Genomic DNA, 17,733 nt, shown 5'->3' with positions numbered 1-17,733 from the left:
ACATTCCTTCTAGAGAAGGCCAGAAGCCTCCAACCCGGCTCGCAGCGCCTCGACCTCCGACTCGTCGAGTGCCACCAGAGGCCCTCGGACGGTGCGGTTGTCGATCACGCCGGTCAGCTCGAGTGCGGCCTTGGCAGTGGTGGCTCCGTAGTTCGGGACGCCCATGATGGCGTCGATCGCGGGGAGCATCCGCGCATAAGTCTTGCGGGCGGTCTCGATGTCGCCGGCCGCGAATGAGTCGATCAGCGTACGCGTCTGGTCGCCGATCACGTGGGCGGAGACGCTGATCACGCCGACGGCCCCGTGGGCCAGCCAGGCGAGGGTGAGCGCGTCGTCGCCGGAGTAGAGGGTGTAGCCGAGGTCGAGCAGCTTGGTGCCGCGGGCGAAGTCGCCGGCGGCCTCCTTGACCGCGACCACGGAGTCCCAGGTGCTCACCTCTCGGTAGGTCTCGAGGGTGATCGGGGAGCCCGTGCGGCCGGGGACGTCGTAGAGGACGACCGGGACGTCGGTGGTCGAGGTGACCGTGCGGAAGTGCTCGAGGATGCCGCGCTGGCCCGGCTTGCTGTAGTAAGGAGTCACCAGCAGGAGGCCGTCGGCGCCGATCCGGGCGGCCTGCTTGGCCAGCTCGACCGAGGTGCGGGTGTCGTTGGTGCCGATGCCCGCGACGATCTTCGCGCGGTCTCCGACAGCGTCCTTGACCGCGGCCAGGAGCTCGCCGTCCTCGGCCGGCGTGGTGGTCGGCGACTCGCCGGTGGTGCCGGAGACGACGATGCCGTCGTGGCCATGATCGACCAGGTGCTTGGCGACTTTCTGGGTCTGCTCCAGATCGATCGAACCGTCGTCGTGGAAGATCGTGACCAGTGCGGAGAGCACGGTGCCGAACGGAGCATCAGTCATGGCACACAGACTATCGTCAGACGCGCGTCATGACCTTGTCGGCCACGAGTGCGAGATGGTCAAGATCGCTCAGGTCGAGCACCTGGAGGTAGAGGCGGCTAGCGCCCGCATCCTCGAAACGCTTGATCTTCGCGACCACCTCGTCCGGAGTGCCGGCCAGACCGTTCTCACGCAGCTCTGCGGGCTCACGGCCGATCGCCTGCGCACGGCGGGCGATCTCGTCGTCGTCACGCCCGACGCAGAGCACCTGAGCGGCGGAGTAGATGATCGAGTCGTCGCGGCCGGCGGCTTCCACGAAGCGCCCGACGTTCTCGAACAGTGCCTGCGACTCCTCGGCGGAGACGAACGCCGCGTTGAACTCGTCGGCATAGGCCGCTGCCAGCGTCGGCGTACGCTTCTTGCCGCCGCCTCCGACGATCACCGGGATCGAGCCGGCGTGACCGCGGGTCTGGACCGGCTTGGGCAGGCCGGGGCTGTCCTTGATCGTGTAGTGCCGGCCCTCGAAGCTGAAGGTCTCCCCCGGCTCGGTCGCCCACAGCCCGGTGATGATCTCGAGCTGCTCCTCGAGGCGGTCGAACCGCTCGCCGAGCGCCGGGAACGCGATGCCGTAGGCGTCGTGCTCCTCCTGGAACCAGCCGGCGCCCAGGCCGAGCTCGATGCGGCCGTCGGACATGTCGTCGACGTTGGCGGCCTGGATGGCCAGCACTCCGGGGAGCCGGAACGTCGCCGAGGTCACCAGCGTGCCGAGACGGATCGTGCTCGTCTCGCGGGCCAGGCCGGCGAGCGTCGTCCAGGCGTCGCTCGGGCCGGGCAGGCCGTCACCGTCGCCCATCTTCAGGTAATGGTCGGAGCGGAAGAACGCTCCGAACCCGAGCTCCTCGGCCTTCTGGGCCACCGCGAGGATGTCGGCGTAGGACGCCCCCTGCTGGGGCTCGGTGAAGATGCGCAGCTCCATGGCGCTCACTCTAAAGGTGTGGCGAAAAGCTCGCGCGCCAGGGACCGGTGGCGCGCGGTGGAGAAGAGCGGCCACCACTCACGCTCGGCCTCGAGCCGGTCCAGGTCGTCGGCGCTTCGCGAGTCGGCCGGCAGGAGGGAACCGCCTGACGTCCTCACCAACCGGCACCATGGTTCGATGAGGTCGTGTCGCAGGAAACCATCGAGATCGTGGGCGTTCTCGCTCGCACACGACCCGACCGACGCCTCCTCGTCGCGGTCGACGGTGTCGATGGCAGCGGCAAGACGACCTTCGCGGAGTCCCTTGCCGGCCAGCTGAGGGCCTGTGGGCGGAAGGTCGTCGTCGTCCACGTCGATGACTTCATGAACGTGACCGCGATCCGTCATAGGAGGGGTCGCGAGTCACCCGAGGGCTACTTCCACGACAGCTACGACTACGACTCGCTGATCCGCTATGTCCTGGAACCCGTCAGCGTTGACGGCGACGGATGGCTCCGGCCCGGAGTCGTCGACCGAGCGGCCGACGTCGTGGCGCGACGGCCGCTGCAACACGCCGCACCTGGGACGGTCGTGATCGTCGAAGGACTGTTCCTGCTCCGGGACGAGCTCGCGACGTGGTGGGACTACTCCGTCTTCCTCACCGTCGACACCGCGACCTCCCTCACCAGGAAGAGCCGGCGCGACGGACTCGTCCTCGACTCCGCGAATCCCCTCACGCGCCGGTACGTCGAAGGACAACGGGCATACCTGTCGGCTTGCTCGCCGCACGAACGCGCAACGTGGGTCGTCGACAGCTCCGACAGCGTCACGCTCGACCGCCTTGACACCCGCTAGGAGCATCAGTTCTGGCCCGAGCGAGGCGTCTGCGTTATTCGACCCGACTGAGGAAGACGCGGTCGTACGCCTCGTGCGGCTCGCGCTTGGTCTCGACCCAGTCCGCCTCGTCGAACGGCGGGTAGAGGACGTCGCCCTCCGGAGTCAGGTGGACGCGGGTGATGACCTGCTCGGTGGCGTAAGGCAGCGCGGCCTCGTAGACCTGCGCTCCCCCGGCGACGATCGTGTCGCCCTGCTCCTCTGCGGCCAGGGCGAGGGCGGAGTCGATGTCGTGGGCGACGAGGACGCCGTCGTACGCCCAGGTCTTGTCGCGGGTGAGGACCACGGTGGTGCGGCCCGGGAGGGGGCGGCCGATGGACTCGAAGGTGGTGCGGCCCATGACGAGCGTGTGGCCCATCGTGATTGCCTTGAACTCGGCCTGCTCGCCGGGGATCTTCCAGGGGATGTCGGGGCCGTTGCCGATGACGCCGTTGTCGGCGACCGCGGCGACCAGCACGATCCGCCGCGGCCCGGCCCCGCCCTCAGACGGCAATGGGGGCCTTGATGACGGGGTGCGGGTCGTAGCCCTCCACCGTGATGTCCTCGAGCTCGAAGGCGTCGATGTCCTTGACCTCCGGGTTGAGCCGCAGCGTCGGCAGCGGCCGCGGCTCGCGGGTGAGCTGGAGGCGGGCCTGGTCGAGGTGGTTGCTGTAGAGGTGGGCGTCGCCGAGGGTGTGCACGAACTCGCCCGGCTGCAGGCCGGTCACGTGCGCGACCATGTGGGTGAGCAGGGCGTAGGAGGCGATGTTGAACGGCACGCCGAGGAAGACGTCGGCCGAACGCTGGTAGAGCTGCAGGCTCAGCTTGCCGTCGGCGACGTAGAACTGGCACAGCGTGTGGCACGGCGGCAGCGCCATGTCATCGATGTCGGCCGGGTTCCACGCGGAGATGACGTGGCGGCGAGAGTCGGGGTCGGTGCGGATCTGGTCGATGATCTTGGCGATCTGGTCGACGTGACGGCCGTCGGGGGTGGGCCAGGAGCGCCACTGGTAGCCGTAGACCGGGCCCAGGTCGCCGTTCTCGTCGGCCCACTCGTCCCAGATCGAGATGCCGCGCTCCTGGAGCCAGCGCACATTGGTGTCGCCGCGCAGGAACCAGAGCAGCTCACCGAAGACCGAGCGGGTGTGCACCTTCTTCGTGGTCAGCAGCGGGAACCCGTCGGCCAGGTCGTAGCGCGTCTGGTGACCGAAGACGCTGATCGTGCCCGTGCCGGTGCGGTCGGACTTCTCCACACCCTCGTCGAGGATTCGGGTCAACAGATCGAGGTAGGACTGCACGCCCCCAGCCTAGGTCAGAGGCTCAGCGACCCGTGGATGGTGGTGAGTGTGTCTCCGCCCACCCAGATCTGGTTGTCGTGGTCCGTGCTGACATGCACGCGTCCGCGACGCTTCATCACGGTGCCCTGCGAGGCGACGTACGCCGCGGGCAGCACGCCACCGGCGAGCCACTGCGCGATCCCGGCGTTGAGCGATCCGGTCACCGGGTCTTCGTCGACACCGAGGCCGCCGACGAAGGCGCGCACCTCGACCGCGCACTCCTCCCCCGGCGGGTAGGCGCCGACCGCACCGGCGGCGAGATCGCCGAGCGCAGTCGGGTCAGGGGTCAGCGCCAGCACGGCCGCGGCGTCACGCAGCATGACGGCCACCCAACCGGGGCCGTTGTCGGCCCACTGCGCGTCGAGGATCTCCTCGCGCTCGATCCGCAGCCCCGCGGCGATGCGCTCGAGCACGCCCTCCTCGACGGGCCCGCCCTGCAGCAGCTCAGGCGCCGCGAAGGCCAGGCGCTCACCCCGCTGCAGGCTCACCAGGCCGACGCCACACTCCTGCACGACGTCGGCGCCCTTCGGCTCGCCGCCGGCCTCCAGCCATGCATGGGCGCTGCCGAGGGTGGGGTGGCCGGCGAACGGCAGCTCACCGCCGGGCGTGAAGATCCGGAGCCGGTAGTCGGCCGCCGGGTCGCTCGGCTCGAGCAGGAAGGTCGTCTCCGAGAGGTTGGTCCAGCGCGCGAACGCCGCCATCTGATCCTCACCGAGCCCGTCGGCTCCGTGCACCACCGCCACCGGGTTGCCCAGCAGCGGCTCGTTGGTGAAGACGTCGACCTGGCGGAACTCGTAGGCGCTCACGCGCCGACCCTATCGGGCGCCCCCTGTCGGGCACGTCCTCAGGCGGACAGCTTCATCGGGCCGTAGACCTCGCGGTCGTTCTCGAAGAGCACGACCGCCGCGACACCGGCCTCGAGGAGCTCCTCCCAGACCTCACCGACCCACGACTCGGCGTCGCCCTGGTTGGTGAAGCGCTGGTCGGCGAACTCCTCGTCGACCGAGACCTCCTCGCCCGACTCGTCGACGAGCTTCCACCACCACGGGCGCTCGGCCGGGGTTGGCTGCTTGAACACCGAGGGAACGTCAGGAATGCTCACGCGATCACCTCCGTAGCGCAAGCGCCAGAATACGGACGCGATCGCGCGAAACCTGCATGGCTCACTCGCTGACGCTCGTTCACGCGATCACCTCACATGAGATTCGACGAAGGGCGGCTTGGTCAGCTGGAAGATCTCGCGACGACCACGCACGTCGATGCCGATCTCGGCCTCGGGGTTGACCGTGGTCGAGACGAGCACCAGCCCGACGCCCTTCTTCAGGGTCGGCGAGAAGGTGCCGGAGGTGACCTCGCCGACCGGTACGTCGGCGGTCAGAGAGGCCGACATGTGCGGACGCGGGATGCCGCGGCCGACGGCCACGATGCCGCGCAGCGCGCGCTTCGGGCCGGCCTCTTTCTCCGCGACGAGCTTGTCGCGGCCCCAGAACGCCTCCTTCTTCCAGCCGACCGCCCAGCCGATGCCGGCCTCGTTGGGGGTGACGTCGAGAGAGATGTCCTGGCCGTGGAGCGGGTAGCCCATCTCGGTGCGCAGCGTGTCGCGGGCGCCGAGGCCGCAGGCCATCGCGCCCAGCTCCTCGCCCTTGGCCAGCAGCGCGTCCCAGAGCGGCCCGGCGGCCTCGTTGGCGACGATCAGCTCGTAGCCGCGCTCGCCGGAGTAACCCGAGCGGCACACGACGACGCCGATCTCGTCGCCGAGGATGTCGGGGGCGGCGGCCTCGACGAACGACATGTAGTCGTGGCCGGCGGGCAGCCCGACGGCGGCGAGCAGCTCGTCGGACTTCGGCCCCTGGACGGCGAGGACCGCGTAATCGCGATGGTGGTCGACGAGGGTGATCCCCTCGGGCGCGGCCTCCTCGAGCCGGCGCACGACCTCAGGGGTGTTCGCGGCGTTGGGCACGATCAGCACGTGGTTGTCGTCGCGGTAGTAGGCGATCAGGTCGTCGACGATGCCGCCGGTCTCCGCATCGCAGCACAGCGTGTACTGAGCCTTGCCGGGCTTGATCCGGTTGAGGTCGTTGGTGAACGAGGCGTTCACGAACTCCGCAGCACCCTGCCCGCTGATCATGACCTTGCCGAGATGGCTCACGTCGAAGACACCGACAGCCTCACGGACCGCGGTGTGCTCCTTGACGACGCCTGCGTACTCGAGCGGCATCGACCAACCGCCGAACTCGCCGAACTTCGCGCCGAGTCCTACGTGCTTTTCGTGCAGAGGGGACTGGAGCAGCTCCGACCCGCCCCCCGTGGAGGTCTCTTCAGCCATACTCCGAACTTATCGCACCGTCCCGACACAGCCCGTTCCCTGCCCCCTCCGGGCGCGCCATACGTGGCGGACCGCCGGGCGATCGGGCGGTCTCCTAGACTGCACGACGTGACCCTGCCTGACATCACCTACACGCTGCGTACCGCCACTCCTGCCAAGACCCGTGCCGAGGCTGTCGTCGTCGGCATCGGCGAGGGCGCGAAGGAGGTCGAGGTCATCGCCGGAGCGGAGGACGTCAAGGCCGCCTACGGACGCAAGTGGCGAGGGCTGCTGGCCACGCTGGGCGTCAGCGGCAAGGCCGGCGAGGTCACCCGGCTGCCCGCCGGCGAGAAGATGGGCGCCCAGCTCCTGGTGCTGATCGGCCTCGGCAAGGCCGACGCCGACGGCACCTACCCCACCCGTGCCGTACGCCGCGCCGCCGGCGCCGCCGCCCGCGCGGTGCCCAACGCGACCTCGGTCGCGGTCGCCCTGCCGGCGCAGACACCGGAGCAGGTGCGAGCCGTCACCGAGGGCTACATCCTCGGTGGCTACACGTTCACCCCCTACAAGTCGGGTGCTGCCTCGGGCGGCAAGAAGGGCGGCGACGCGGGCGGCCCCAGCGACGTCTCGATCCTGAGCCCGATCGCCCGGCGCGCGGAGGCGATCACCGCCTTCGAGGAGGCGCAGGTCCTCGCGCAGGCGGTCGCCGGCACCCGGGAGTGGGTCAACATCCCGCCGGCCGACATGACTCCGCCGACGTTCGCCGAGGCCGTGGCCCACGTGGCCGGCTCGGTCGAGGGCGTCGAGACGACCGTCTACGACGAGAAGCAGCTCGCCGAGCTCGGCTGCGGCGGCATCCTCGCCGTCGGTATGGGCTCGGCCGCCAAGCCCCGCCTGGTCGAGCTCACCTACTCCCCCGCCGACGCGCGCGGCCACGTCGCGCTGGTCGGCAAGGGCGTCACCTTCGACTCCGGCGGCCTCACGATCAAGCCGGGCAGCTCGATGTCGACGATGAAGTCCGACATGGCCGGCGCCGCCGCGGTCGCGCAGGCGACGTTCGCGATCGCCCGCCTCGGTCTGCCGGTGAAGGTCTCCGCGTTCGTACCCATGGCCGAGAACATGGTCTCCGGCTCCTCCTACCGCCCCGGTGACGTCGTCACCCACTACGGCGGCACCACCGTCGAGGTCTCCAACATGGACGCGGAGGGCCGGATGATCCTCGCCGACGCGCTCGTGCGCGCCGCCGAGGCCGAGCCCGACGTGATCCTGGACGTCGCCACGCTCACCGGTCACATGGTGCTGGCGCTGGGCGACAAGGTCAGCGGCGTGCTCGGCTCCGACGACATCGTCGCTCGTGTGCTCGCCGCCGCCGAGGTCGCCGACGAGCAGATGTGGCCGATGCCGATCCCGGAATGGATGGACGAGCGGATCCGTTCCTCGAAGGTGGCCGATCTCAACCAGCACGACTGGGTACGCCCCGGTGGTGGGCTCTACGCCGCAGCGTTCCTGCGCGAGTTCACCGGCGGGCTTCCCTGGGCTCATCTCGACATCGCCGGGCCCTCCTTCAACTCCGGAGGCGCCTCCGGCGACCTCACTGCGGGAGGCACCGGCGCGGCGGTGGCGACACTGGTCGACTACGTACGCGAGATGGCTACCGATCAGTAGTGGTCCAGTTGACACGCTCGCGCACGTGTAGTGACAAGATGGGCCACGTGATCGACGCCCTTGGCTGCCTTTCTCGCAGCATCATGAGTGCGTCGGGCAGGTGTCGGCCCGGACCGATGCGTCGTTCTCCTCGCCGGGCGATCGAGCTCGCGCGCCGTGAGGCCGACGTGGGGCGTCTTAACCTGGACCTCGGATACAACTAGAGCAACGAACAGACGTAGAACGAAGGAACTCATGGCCACCGAAGTAACTCTCCCGGCACTCGGCGAGTCCGTCACCGAGGGCACCGTCACCCGCTGGCTCAAGCAGGTCGGCGAGACCGTTGCGGTCGACGAGGCCCTCCTGGAGGTCTCCACCGACAAGGTCGACACCGAGATCCCCTCGCCGGTCGCGGGCACTCTGCTCGAGATCAAGGCAGCCGAGGACGACACCGTCGAGGTCGGTGGCCTGCTTGCCATCATCGGCGCCGACGACGAGGCCGGTGCCGCGCCGGCACCGGCCGCCGGTGACGACGCACCCGAGGAGCCGGCACCCGAGGCCGAGACCGCTCCGGAGCCGGCCGCCGAGACGCCTGCCGAGCCCGCTGCTCCGGCCGAGCCCGAGGCGCCCGCCAAGACCGAGGAGCCGGCCGCTGCGCCGGCCTCGGGCGGCAACGCGACCGAGGTCGAGCTCCCCGCGCTGGGTGAGTCCGTCACCGAGGGCACCGTCACCCGCTGGCTCAAGCAGGTCGGCGACGAGGTGGCCGTCGACGACGCGCTGCTCGAGGTATCCACCGACAAGGTCGACACCGAGATCCCGTCTCCGGTGGCCGGCACCCTGCTCGAGATCAAGGTCTCCGAGGACGAGACCGTCGAGGTCGGCGCCGTGCTCGCGCTCGTCGGTGACGCCGGCGCCGCGCCCGCCGGCGACTCCGCGCCCGCCGCCCCGGCCCCCGAGGCCGCCCCGGCCAAGGAGGAGCCGGCTCAGGAAGAGCCCGCCAAGGAGGAGCCCGCCGCGGCTCCCGCTCCGGCCGCTCCCGCTCCCGCCGCGCCTGCTCCGGCCGCGCCTGCTCCCGCCAAGGAGGAGCCCGCGAAGAGCGAGCCCGCCAAGTCGGACACCCCGGCGATCCAGCCCGGTGGCTACGTGACCCCGCTGGTGCGCAAGCTGGCCGCCCAGCACAACGTCGACCTCAACACGGTCGAGGGCTCGGGCGTCGGTGGCCGCATCCGCAAGGAGGACGTTCTCGAGGCAGCCGCCGCCAAGTCGACCTCCGCCGCCGCGCCGGCGCAGGCGGCTCCGGCCGCGGGCGCACCGGCCGCCGGCACCTCGACCGAGGCCCCCGCCGCTCCCTCGCCGCTGCGTGGCACCACCGAGAAGATCTCGCGCCTGCGCAAGGTGATCGCCGAGCGGATGACCGAGTCGCTCCACGTCTCGGCTCAGCTGACCCAGGTCATGGAGATCGATGTCACCAACATCGCCCGCCTCCGTGAGGCCAACAAGGCCGGTTTCCAGCAGCGCGAGGGCGTCAAGCTGACCTACCTGCCGTTCTTCGCCAAGGCCGCGATCGACACCCTCAAGGTGCACCCGAAGCTCAACGCCGGCATCGACGTCGAGGAGGGCACGGTCACCTACTACGACCGTGAGAACATCGCGTTCGCGGTGGACACCCCCAAGGGCCTGCTCACCCCGGTCGTCAAGGACGCCGGTGACCTCTCGATCTCGGGCATCGCCAAGAAGATCGCCGACGTCGCCGACCGCACGCGCAACAACAAGATCACCCCCGACGAGCTCTCCGGTGGCACCTTCACGATCACCAACCTGGGTTCGTTCGGTGCGCTCTTCGACACCCCGATCATCAACCAGCCGCAGGTCGCCATCCTCGGCCCGGGCGCGGTCGTGAAGCGTCCGGTCGTCATCGACGACCCCGACCTGGGCGAGACGATCGCGGTGCGTTACATGGTCAACTTCGCGCTGACCTACGACCACCGTCTCGTCGACGGCGCCGACGCCGGCCGCTTCCTCCAGGACATCAAGAAGCGCCTCGAGGCCGGTCAGTTCGAGATCTGATCCACCCCAGCACACACCCAGCGGCGCGGTCCTGCGGACCGCGCCGCTGGTGCGTTCGGACCCGGCGTAGGATCGATCCCGTGAGTGAGCTGCGGTTCGACGAGATCGGCACGATCGACTACCTCGACGCCTGGGAGCTGCAGAAGCAGGTCCATCAGCGGGTCGTCGAACGGGAGCAGGCCGACACGGTGCTGCTGCTCGAGCATCCGCCGACCTACACCGCCGGGAAGCGCACGAAGCCGGAGGACCGCCCCGCGGATCCCGGCGGCGCGCCGGTGATCGACGTCGACCGCGGTGGCGAGGTGACCTTCCACGGCCCCGGCCAGATCGTCGCCTACCCGATCGTGCAGCTGCCGGAGAAGGTCAAGGTCGTCGACTTCGTACGCCGCCTGGAGGAGGCCATGCTCCTCACCTGTGCCGAGTTCGGCGTCACCGCCTACCGCGTGCCCGGCCGCAGCGGCGTCTGGCTGCCGGCGGGCGAGACCCCTGACGGTGTGCGCCGTCTGGAGCGCAAGGTCGGCGCGATCGGGCTGCGGGTCAGCCAGCACGTCACGATGCACGGCATCGCGCTCAACTGCGACGTCGACCTGGGCTGGTACGAGCGGTTCGTGCCGTGCGGCATCTCCGACGCCGCCGTCACCACCCTCTCGATCGAGGCGGGTCGGCAGATCGGCAACGCCGAGGCGATGCCGGTGCTGCGCGAGAAGGTCGCCGAGATGCTGTCGTGGCGCGACTACGAGCAGGGTCCGAGCCTGGAGCCCAAGCCCGACCCGGCCAAGACTCCCCGCATCCCGCTGCTCTCCCCCACCCTCGGCTGAGCGGTGTGACCGACCAGTAGCCGCCTGGCTTCGAGGTTCCGCCCGGGCGCGGCGTACGCTTGTGGGGTGACTCAAGCTCCTGCCCCAGAAGGTCGCAAGCTCCTCCGTCTCGAGGTCCGTAACGCGCAGACTCCGATCGAACGCAAACCGGAGTGGATCAAGACCAAAGCGAAGATGGGGCCGGAATACAAGGAGCTCACCGCGCTGGTGAAGTCCGAGGGCCTGCACACGGTGTGCCAGGAGGCCGGCTGCCCCAACATCTTCGAGTGCTGGGAGGACCGCGAGGCCACCTTCCTCATCGGCGGCGACCAGTGCACGCGGCGCTGCGACTTCTGCCAGATCGACACCGGCAAGCCGCAGCCGCTCGACCGTGACGAGCCCCGCCGCGTGGCCGAGTCGGTGCAGAAGATGGGCCTGAAGTACGCCACGATCACCGGCGTCGCCCGCGACGACCTGTCCGACGGCGGCGCCTGGCTCTACGCCGAGACGGTCAAGCAGATCCACGAGCTCAACCCGGAGACCGGGGTCGAGAATCTGATCCCCGACTTCAACGGCGTCCCCGAGCTGCTCAACGAGGTCTTCGAGTCCCGTCCCGAGGTGCTCGCCCACAACGTCGAGACCGTGCCGCGGATCTTCAAGCGGATCCGCCCGGCGTTCCGCTACGAGCGCAGCCTCGACGTGATCACCCAGGCCCGCGACTTCGGCCTGGTCACCAAGTCCAACCTGATCCTCGGCATGGGCGAGACCCGTGAAGAGGTCTCCGAAGCGCTGCGCGACCTGCACGGCGCCGGTTGCGAGCTGATCACGATCACGCAGTACCTGCGCCCGAGCGTGCGCCACCACCCGGTCGAGCGCTGGGTCAAGCCCGAGGAGTTCATCGAGCTGCAGGCCGAGGCCGAGGAGATCGGCTTCTCCGGTGTCATGTCGGGCCCGCTCGTCCGTTCGTCCTACCGCGCCGGTCGGCTGTACCGTCAGGCGATCGAGGCGCGAGACACCGCTGCTGCCACTGCCTGAGGCAGCGTACGAATCCTGAAGAACTGAAAGAGGAAGATGTCCCAGACCGATCCGAGCAACATGAGTCGCCGCCAGCAGATGGTGGAGACCTACAAGCTCACCAAGCAGTCAGACCCGAAGATCGGCCTCCTCCTGGCCGCGATCTTCGTCGTGGTCGCCGCGGTCGCCGGCGTCATCTTCTGGCTCCTGCCCGGCGAGGGCATCTTCTCCTGGATCTTCACGGTCGTCGGCGCGCTGCTCGCCGGCACGTTCGCGGCGCTGCTGGTCTTCTCCCGGCGCGCCCAGAAGGTGATGTACTCCCGGCTCGAGGGCCAGGTCGGCGGCGGCTATGCGGCGCTGACCATGCTCCGCCGAGGCTGGACCGTCACCCAGGCCGTCGGCGTCGAGCCGCGCAGCCAGACCCTCGTGCACCGCGTCGTCGGCCCTCCGGGAGTCGTGCTCGTCGGTGAGGGCACGAGCCCGAGCAAGGTGCGCTCGCTGCTGGCCAGCACCAAGCGCAACCACTCCCGCGTGCTCGCCGATGCGCCGATCACGACCGTCATCGCCGGCAACGGTGACGACGAGGTGCCGCTGCCGCAGCTGACCAAGCACGTCACCAAGATCGGCCGCAAGGTCGCCGGCCCCGAGATCACCGACATCCTCAACCGGCTCAAGGCCGTCGACGCCACCCGCGGCACCATGCCGATCCCGAAGGGTCCGGTGCCGACCAGCATGAAGGGCATGCGCGGCAACCTGCGCGGCCGCTGATTCCGAGCCTCGCCCGGCGCTTGCGCCGGGCGAACGCGAGGAGATCGAGCAAGCGCGCGGCCGAGCCTGCGAGGCCGTGACCGCGGGTCGAGATCCACTTTCAGAGCAACGTTGGACGGCGTGCCCGGATCGCGTAGAGCAACGGGATCCGGGGCGCCTGCTCGGGCAGCCTGAACCAGCCGTCCTCCCCCGCCTCCATCGACGGGAAACGCGGCCACGGCAACCGTTCGTCCTCGCGTACGACCTCGATCCGCAGGCCCGCGGCCGCCAGCGCGGTGACCATCTCGCCGACCCCGTGACGCCATTCGTACGCCGTCGTGGCACTCTCCAGCGCCGGGCCGTCGGTGTAGGTGTGGGTCGAGTCCTTGGCGATCGCTCCCCGGCCGGAGAGATAGTCGTGCCGCAGCTCGAGAGAGTCTTCGCGCCCCTGCTCCGGCACCTCGCCGAGAGCGTCGAGGAGCGGGTGGAACTCGGCCAGGTAGACGAAGCCGCCCGGCTTGAGCAGGTCGTGCACCACCCGCGCCCACAGGTCGATGTCCGGCAGGTAGCAGACCGCGCCCTTGCCGGTGTAGACGATGTCGAACCGGCCCTCTCCCAGCACGTCGACGGCGTCGTGCACGTCTGCCGCGTGGTAGTCGATCCGCACGTCTGCATCCGCGGCGATCCGGCGTGCCGCCGCGACCGCCTCGGGTGAGATGTCGAGGCCGTGGGTCAGCGCACCACGTCTGGCGAAGGCGATCGTCTCGGTGCCGAGATGGCACTGCAGGTGCACGATCTCGCGGCCGGCGAGCTCGCCGAGGTCGGACCACTCGTAGTCGGCGAACCACGACTCGGCGGGGCGCGACCCGTCGATGCCGTAGAAGGCGCTGGCGACGTGGATCGGCGTGCGGGCGTCCCAGTTGGCCCGGTTGGCCTCGATCTGGCGCGAGCTTTCGGGGTCGAGTCTCATGGCACCATCCATGCCAGGATCCGCCGGGATCCACAAGCGCATTCGAGCCCGGCCTGCGCGCCCCGGGGCGAGAGGACGAACAAGGGCCGGTCCCCGTGGGGACCGGCCCTTGCTACGTACGAGAGTGCTTGCTCAGCCCGCCATGCTCGGCATGTCGGTGACCTGGTCAGCCGGCGGAGCCTTGATCTCGACAGGCTCACCGTGCTTGGTCAGCGCGACCTCGACGGTGCCCATGTCGCCCATGCCGACCTCGGCCTTGCGGAGCAGGCCGTCGCCGTCGACCCAGATGTCCTGGTCGATGGTCTTGGGCATCCCGGTGGTGCTCTCCGCACCGAGGCGCTTCGCGAGCGCGGCGGAGTCGACGACGAAGCTGTAGTGCTCCGCGTCGGTGCCGTCGACCTTCTCCTTGCCTTCGTACTTGGAGGACTTGATCGACTCCTCCATGCCGTCGAGGAACGAGAGCGGGTTGCTCATCGACTCGAGGCTGGTGCCGCCCATCTTGGCGAGCTGGTCGGCCGACGCGGTCATCCACGAGTCGCCCATCATGCCCTTGATGTAGATCTTGTCGTCGAGCACGACGCTCTCGAGATCCATGTTCATCGAGCCACCACTCATCTTCATGGTGGAGTGCTGAGCCGGCGGCTCCTTCTGGATGTCACCCTCGCCGGTCATCGAGACCGACTGGCCCTGGGCCTTGGAGTCCATCTTCGTCGTGAAGTGCGCGGTGTCGATGTCGGTCGCCTTCTTCATGACGTCAGTCATCTCTTCGGCCGAGACCTTGTCGCCTGCTTCGGCGCCACCAGCACCGCCGCCGCCTCCACAGGCCACCAGGCCCGCGAGCGATACTGCAAGCACGCCCGCGGCGGCTGCGCGGCGCCAGAGGCCACGAGGCCCGTGAGTTCGGTTGCGCGTCATTGAGCTTCCCCTTCTGATTTGCCGCTCCTGCGGCCGGTCCGCCCAAACGTACCTCTGTGGTGGGCTCAACTCACCCGTCGAAACACCGCACGGTAGGTCTGAAGCGTGACAGTTGCGGTGCCGGCGGCCAGATCGTGCAGCCCGCGACGGTCGGCGCGGAAGACCAGCGGCGGTACGACGAGCACGACCAGGATCTGACGGGCGATGCTCCGCAGCGGATCGAGCGGACGCACGTCGGGCTCGCCGGTCGACGACGCCCGCACCGTACGCAGCCGGGTGACGAGCTTGCCGAACGAGCCGCCGCCGAGCATGGTGAAGACCGCGGTCTGCGCGATGAAGACGACCACGATCCACAGGTTGTCGCTCGGGCGCGGGTCGACCCCGGTGAGGAGCGACCCGAAGGGCAGCGCCCGCGCGCCAAGAAATACCGATGCGACCAGCGACGATGCGATCCAGTCGACGAACAACGCCAGCACCCTTCTGCCCCAGCTTGCTGTCTCATAAGGCAGAGTGGGTGGCGCAGAGGTGGCGGAACCGGTCACGTCGTCAAGCGTAGGCGGCGACGTCTGAAGGCGTGAGATCGGGATGGGTGACGTTCACGTCACACAACCTGTTACATGCCCGAAACATTTGCGACACTCCTGTGCAACCGTCCCTTCGTAATTTGCGGGACACGGTCGGAACCATGAGGCCCGACCTCGATCGCGTGAGACCTATCTGGCTCTTCCCGCCCGGGTGAGCCAAGGAGGATTGATGTTCAGCACTGACGACGAACTTATGAAGTTCATCTCTGACGAGGGGGTCGAGTTCGTCGACATCCGATTCGTCGACCTGCCCGGCGTGCAGCAGCACTTCACGGTGCCGGTGTCCTCGTTCACCCTGGAGCCGCAGGCGTTCGACGGTTCGTCGATCCGCGGGTTCCAGACGATCAACGAGTCCGACATGGCGCTCTACCCGGACGTCACGACTGCGTTCATCGACCCGTTCCGCACCGCGAAGACCCTCGCGCTGATGTACTTCGTGCACGACCCGATCACGGGCGAGGCCTACTCGCGCGACCCGCGCAACATCGCGCGCAAGGCGCTGGCCTACCTCGCCTCGACCGGCATCGGCGACACCGCGTTCTTCGCCCCCGAGGCCGAGTTCTTCATCTTCGACAAGGTCGCCTACAACACCTCCGAGGGTGAGTCGTTCTACAAGATCGACTCCGTCGAGGCCTGGTGGAACTCGGGCGCCGACAAGAACCCCGACGGCTCGGACAACCTGGGCTACAAGACCCGGTTCAAGGGTGGCTACTTCCCCGTCGCCCCGACCGACCACTTCAGCGACCTGCGTGACGTGATGGTCAAGAACCTCGAGGGTGCCGGCCTGCTCGTCGAGCGCGCCCACCACGAGGTCGGCACGGCCGGCCAGGCGGAGATCAACTACAAGTTCGACACGCTGCTCAAGGCCGCCGACGATGTCATGAAGTTCAAGTACATCATCAAGAACACCGCCTGGGAGGCCGGCAAGACGGTCACCTTCATGCCGAAGCCCGTCTACGGCGACAACGGCTCGGGCATGCACGTCCACCAGTCGATCTGGGAGGGCGGCGAGCCGCTGTTCTACGACGAGACCGGCTACGGCGGCCTCTCCGACATGGCCCGCTGGTACATCGGCGGCGTGCTCAAGCACGCCCCGTCGGTGCTCGCGTTCACCAACCCGACCGTGAACTCGTTCCACCGCCTGGTGCCGGGCTTCGAGGCCCCGATCTCGCTGGTCTACTCCTCGCGCAACCGCTCCGCCGCGGTCCGCATCCCGATCACCGGCACCAACCCGAAGGCCAAGCGCGTCGAGACCCGGTTCCCGGACCCGTCCTCGAACCCCTACCTCGCCTTCTCGGCCCTCCTGCTGGCCGGCATCGACGGAATCCAGAACAAGATCGAGCCGCCGGCTCCGATCGACAAGGACATCTACGAGCTGCCGCCCGACGAGATGGCCGAGATCAACCAGGTGCCGACTTCCCTCGGTGCCGTCCTCTCTGCTCTCGAGAACGACCACGACTTCCTCACCGTCGGTGACGTCTTCACGCCCGACCTGATCGAGACGTGGATCGACTACAAGACGAACGAGGAGATCCTGCCGATCCAGCTTCGTCCGCACCCGCACGAGTTCGAGCTCTACTACGACATCTGAGCCGACCGCTCTGCGTGTCTGACACCGAAGGCCCCCGGGATTCCCGGGGGCCTTCGGCTGTTCGTACGCTGTCGCTCAGGCCTGAGCGAGCGGGACCTGTGCCGCGAGGAAGTCGAGCTGGTCGGCGACGACGGTCTCGAAGTAGGGGTCCAGGTAGGGCTCGAAGTGTTGGCAGTCATAGGTGCGGATCTCGCCACGGGGGATCCGCTCAGCCGCCTTCCGCGCGACCTCGACGGGAGTGACGATGTCGCGCTCGGCGATCTGGACGAAGGTGGGCGCCGTGATCCGGGAAGCTCGTCTGCCGGGCGAGTAGAAGGGCACACGCAGCGCGATCCGTGCCGCCACGTCGTTCTCCGGGAGCAGCTCCTCGTAACGGTCGCCGGCCAGGCGGATCGCCATCGGCGCGGCGTCGGGGGCGGTCATCATCGCGAGGTCGCCGGGGTAACCGGCCGCGGCGACCCGGTACGGCTCGCGGCCGGCCAGGGCCCGGACCTGGTCCCAGACACCGGCGGCGATCAGCCGAGCGACATGCACCGGCCCCTGCGAGAACGCCGACGCGGGCCCGCTGATGTGCGGCACCTGCGCGATGACCGCGGCGATGTCGTGGTCGTCTGCAGCCAGGTGCATCGCGTGACCGCCCCCGAACGACGACCCCCACAGCACCACCCGGTTGCTGTCGACGCCCTCCAGGCCGCGAGCATGGGCTACACCGGCTCTCCAGTCCTGATGCTGTGCCCCGATGTCGAGGACACGGCGAGGCTCCCCCGCGCTGTCGCCCCACCCGCGATAGTCGAACACGAGCACCGCGTAGCCGGCCTCGGCGAACCGGGCGGCGTACGCGTCCAGGCGAAGCGCCCGGATCGCGGCGAACCCGTGCGCCATGACGACGATCGGTGGGTTCTGCGCGTCCGCCGGGCGGTACAGCCACGCAGCGCACGCCGTGCCGTGCGAGTCGAACGTGACGTCCTCGCGGGTGTAGTCAGTCATCATCGTCCCTTTCGGAGAGTGTTGTTGAATGCCGTTCAAGAATCGGTCGATGAGCCCGGCGAGAACCCGGGC

The 17,733-nt window shown here is 68.9% G+C and carries 19 protein-coding genes; 7 read left to right on the top strand and 12 right to left on the bottom strand.

The window, feature by feature from the left end:
• Positions 1-9: 9 nt before the first annotated feature.
• From dapA to FB381_RS24255, 3 genes are read right to left on the bottom strand one after another with little or no spacing between them, the layout of a single operon-like run.
• Entirely contained in the window at positions 10-897 is an 888-nt protein-coding gene (gene dapA / locus FB381_RS09645) for a 4-hydroxy-tetrahydrodipicolinate synthase (RefSeq protein WP_141780089.1), read from the bottom strand.
• Between the two features lie 16 nt (positions 898-913).
• A complete protein-coding gene (locus tag FB381_RS09640; protein WP_141780088.1) occupies positions 914-1,852 on the bottom strand; it encodes an LLM class F420-dependent oxidoreductase in 939 nt (312 codons plus the stop codon).
• Positions 1,853-1,857: 5 nt separating this feature from the next.
• The gene (locus tag FB381_RS24255; protein ID WP_246088038.1) at positions 1,858-2,202 is read right to left on the bottom strand and encodes a hypothetical protein; all 345 of its coding nucleotides are present in this window, start codon (positions 2,200-2,202) and stop codon (positions 1,858-1,860) included.
• Between the two features lie 18 nt (positions 2,203-2,220).
• Between FB381_RS24255 and FB381_RS09635 the strand changes: the two genes are divergently transcribed.
• A complete protein-coding gene (locus FB381_RS09635; RefSeq protein WP_246088037.1) occupies positions 2,221-2,685 on the top strand; it encodes a nucleoside/nucleotide kinase family protein in 465 nt (154 codons plus the stop codon).
• Between the two features lie 34 nt (positions 2,686-2,719).
• On the opposite strand, the gene FB381_RS09630 is transcribed toward FB381_RS09635, so the two are convergent.
• From FB381_RS09630 to gcvT, 5 genes are all read right to left on the bottom strand, one after another.
• Positions 2,720-3,217 carry a dihydrofolate reductase gene (locus FB381_RS09630; RefSeq protein WP_141780086.1) on the bottom strand — a complete coding sequence of 166 codons (498 nt, stop codon included), beginning with the start codon at positions 3,215-3,217 and terminating at the stop codon, positions 2,720-2,722.
• Positions 3,207-4,001, bottom strand: coding sequence for a thymidylate synthase (locus FB381_RS09625; protein ID WP_141780085.1), 795 nt, complete (start codon positions 3,999-4,001; stop codon positions 3,207-3,209). Before FB381_RS09625 ends, FB381_RS09630 begins: the two co-directional genes overlap by 11 nt.
• Before the next feature lie 14 nt (positions 4,002-4,015).
• Positions 4,016-4,846 carry a PhzF family phenazine biosynthesis protein gene (locus FB381_RS09620; RefSeq protein ID WP_141780084.1) on the bottom strand — a complete coding sequence of 277 codons (831 nt, stop codon included), beginning with the start codon at positions 4,844-4,846 and terminating at the stop codon, positions 4,016-4,018.
• 38 nt (positions 4,847-4,884) lie between these two features.
• Positions 4,885-5,142: a hypothetical protein gene (locus FB381_RS09615; protein ID WP_141780083.1), complete on the bottom strand. Its 258-nt coding sequence runs from the start codon at positions 5,140-5,142 to the stop codon at positions 4,885-4,887.
• Between the two features lie 87 nt (positions 5,143-5,229).
• Positions 5,230-6,366: a glycine cleavage system aminomethyltransferase GcvT gene (gcvT, locus tag FB381_RS09610; protein WP_141780082.1), complete on the bottom strand. Its 1,137-nt coding sequence runs from the start codon at positions 6,364-6,366 to the stop codon at positions 5,230-5,232.
• Between the two features lie 108 nt (positions 6,367-6,474).
• On the opposite strand from gcvT, the gene FB381_RS09605 reads away from it, so the two are divergent.
• The 5 genes from FB381_RS09605 (at position 6,475) to FB381_RS09585 (ending at position 12,635) form a co-directional block, all read left to right on the top strand.
• Positions 6,475-8,010, top strand: a complete 1,536-nt coding sequence (locus FB381_RS09605) for a leucyl aminopeptidase (protein ID WP_141780081.1) — start codon at positions 6,475-6,477, stop codon at positions 8,008-8,010.
• A 234-nt stretch (positions 8,011-8,244) separates the two neighbouring features.
• Entirely contained in the window at positions 8,245-10,056 is a 1,812-nt protein-coding gene (sucB, locus tag FB381_RS09600) for a 2-oxoglutarate dehydrogenase, E2 component, dihydrolipoamide succinyltransferase (RefSeq protein ID WP_141780080.1), read from the top strand.
• An 80-nt stretch (positions 10,057-10,136) separates the two neighbouring features.
• Positions 10,137-10,874 carry a lipoyl(octanoyl) transferase LipB gene (lipB, locus tag FB381_RS09595; protein WP_141780079.1) on the top strand — a complete coding sequence of 246 codons (738 nt, stop codon included), beginning with the start codon at positions 10,137-10,139 and terminating at the stop codon, positions 10,872-10,874.
• Between the two features lie 66 nt (positions 10,875-10,940).
• A complete protein-coding gene (lipA, locus tag FB381_RS09590) occupies positions 10,941-11,888 on the top strand; it encodes a lipoyl synthase (RefSeq protein WP_141780078.1) in 948 nt (315 codons plus the stop codon).
• A gap of 36 nt (positions 11,889-11,924) precedes the next feature.
• Positions 11,925-12,635, top strand: coding sequence for a DUF4191 domain-containing protein (locus FB381_RS09585; RefSeq protein WP_141780077.1), 711 nt, complete (start codon positions 11,925-11,927; stop codon positions 12,633-12,635).
• A gap of 100 nt (positions 12,636-12,735) precedes the next feature.
• Here the strand turns inward: FB381_RS09585 and FB381_RS09580 are convergent, their stop codons facing one another.
• The 3 genes from FB381_RS09580 to FB381_RS09570 all read right to left on the bottom strand — a co-directional run bounded on the left by FB381_RS09580 (position 12,736) and on the right by FB381_RS09570 (position 15,041).
• Complete coding sequence (locus FB381_RS09580; protein ID WP_141780076.1) at positions 12,736-13,584, bottom strand: class I SAM-dependent methyltransferase; 849 nt, start codon at positions 13,582-13,584, stop codon at positions 12,736-12,738.
• A 132-nt stretch (positions 13,585-13,716) separates the two neighbouring features.
• A complete protein-coding gene (locus tag FB381_RS09575; protein WP_141780075.1) occupies positions 13,717-14,499 on the bottom strand; it encodes an SCO4651 family lipoprotein in 783 nt (260 codons plus the stop codon).
• A gap of 65 nt (positions 14,500-14,564) precedes the next feature.
• Positions 14,565-15,041 carry an RDD family protein gene (locus FB381_RS09570; protein WP_141780074.1) on the bottom strand — a complete coding sequence of 159 codons (477 nt, stop codon included), beginning with the start codon at positions 15,039-15,041 and terminating at the stop codon, positions 14,565-14,567.
• A gap of 211 nt (positions 15,042-15,252) precedes the next feature.
• Here FB381_RS09570 and glnA point away from each other — a divergent pair, with 211 nt between their 5' ends.
• Positions 15,253-16,674, top strand: coding sequence for a type I glutamate--ammonia ligase (glnA, locus tag FB381_RS09565; RefSeq protein WP_141780073.1), 1,422 nt, complete (start codon positions 15,253-15,255; stop codon positions 16,672-16,674).
• 75 nt (positions 16,675-16,749) lie between these two features.
• Here glnA and FB381_RS09560 read toward each other — a convergent pair whose 3' ends face one another.
• Positions 16,750-17,661 (bottom strand): alpha/beta hydrolase, encoded by a 912-nt coding sequence (locus FB381_RS09560; RefSeq protein ID WP_141780072.1) that lies wholly within the window; start codon positions 17,659-17,661, stop codon positions 16,750-16,752.
• Positions 17,662-17,733: the final 72 nt, after the last annotated feature.

Origin of the sequence: Nocardioides albertanoniae (genome assembly GCF_006716315.1) — a bacterium.
GTDB lineage: Bacteria > Actinomycetota > Actinomycetes > Propionibacteriales > Nocardioidaceae > Nocardioides > Nocardioides albertanoniae.
This window is presented reverse-complemented; position numbering and strand designations above follow the sequence as displayed.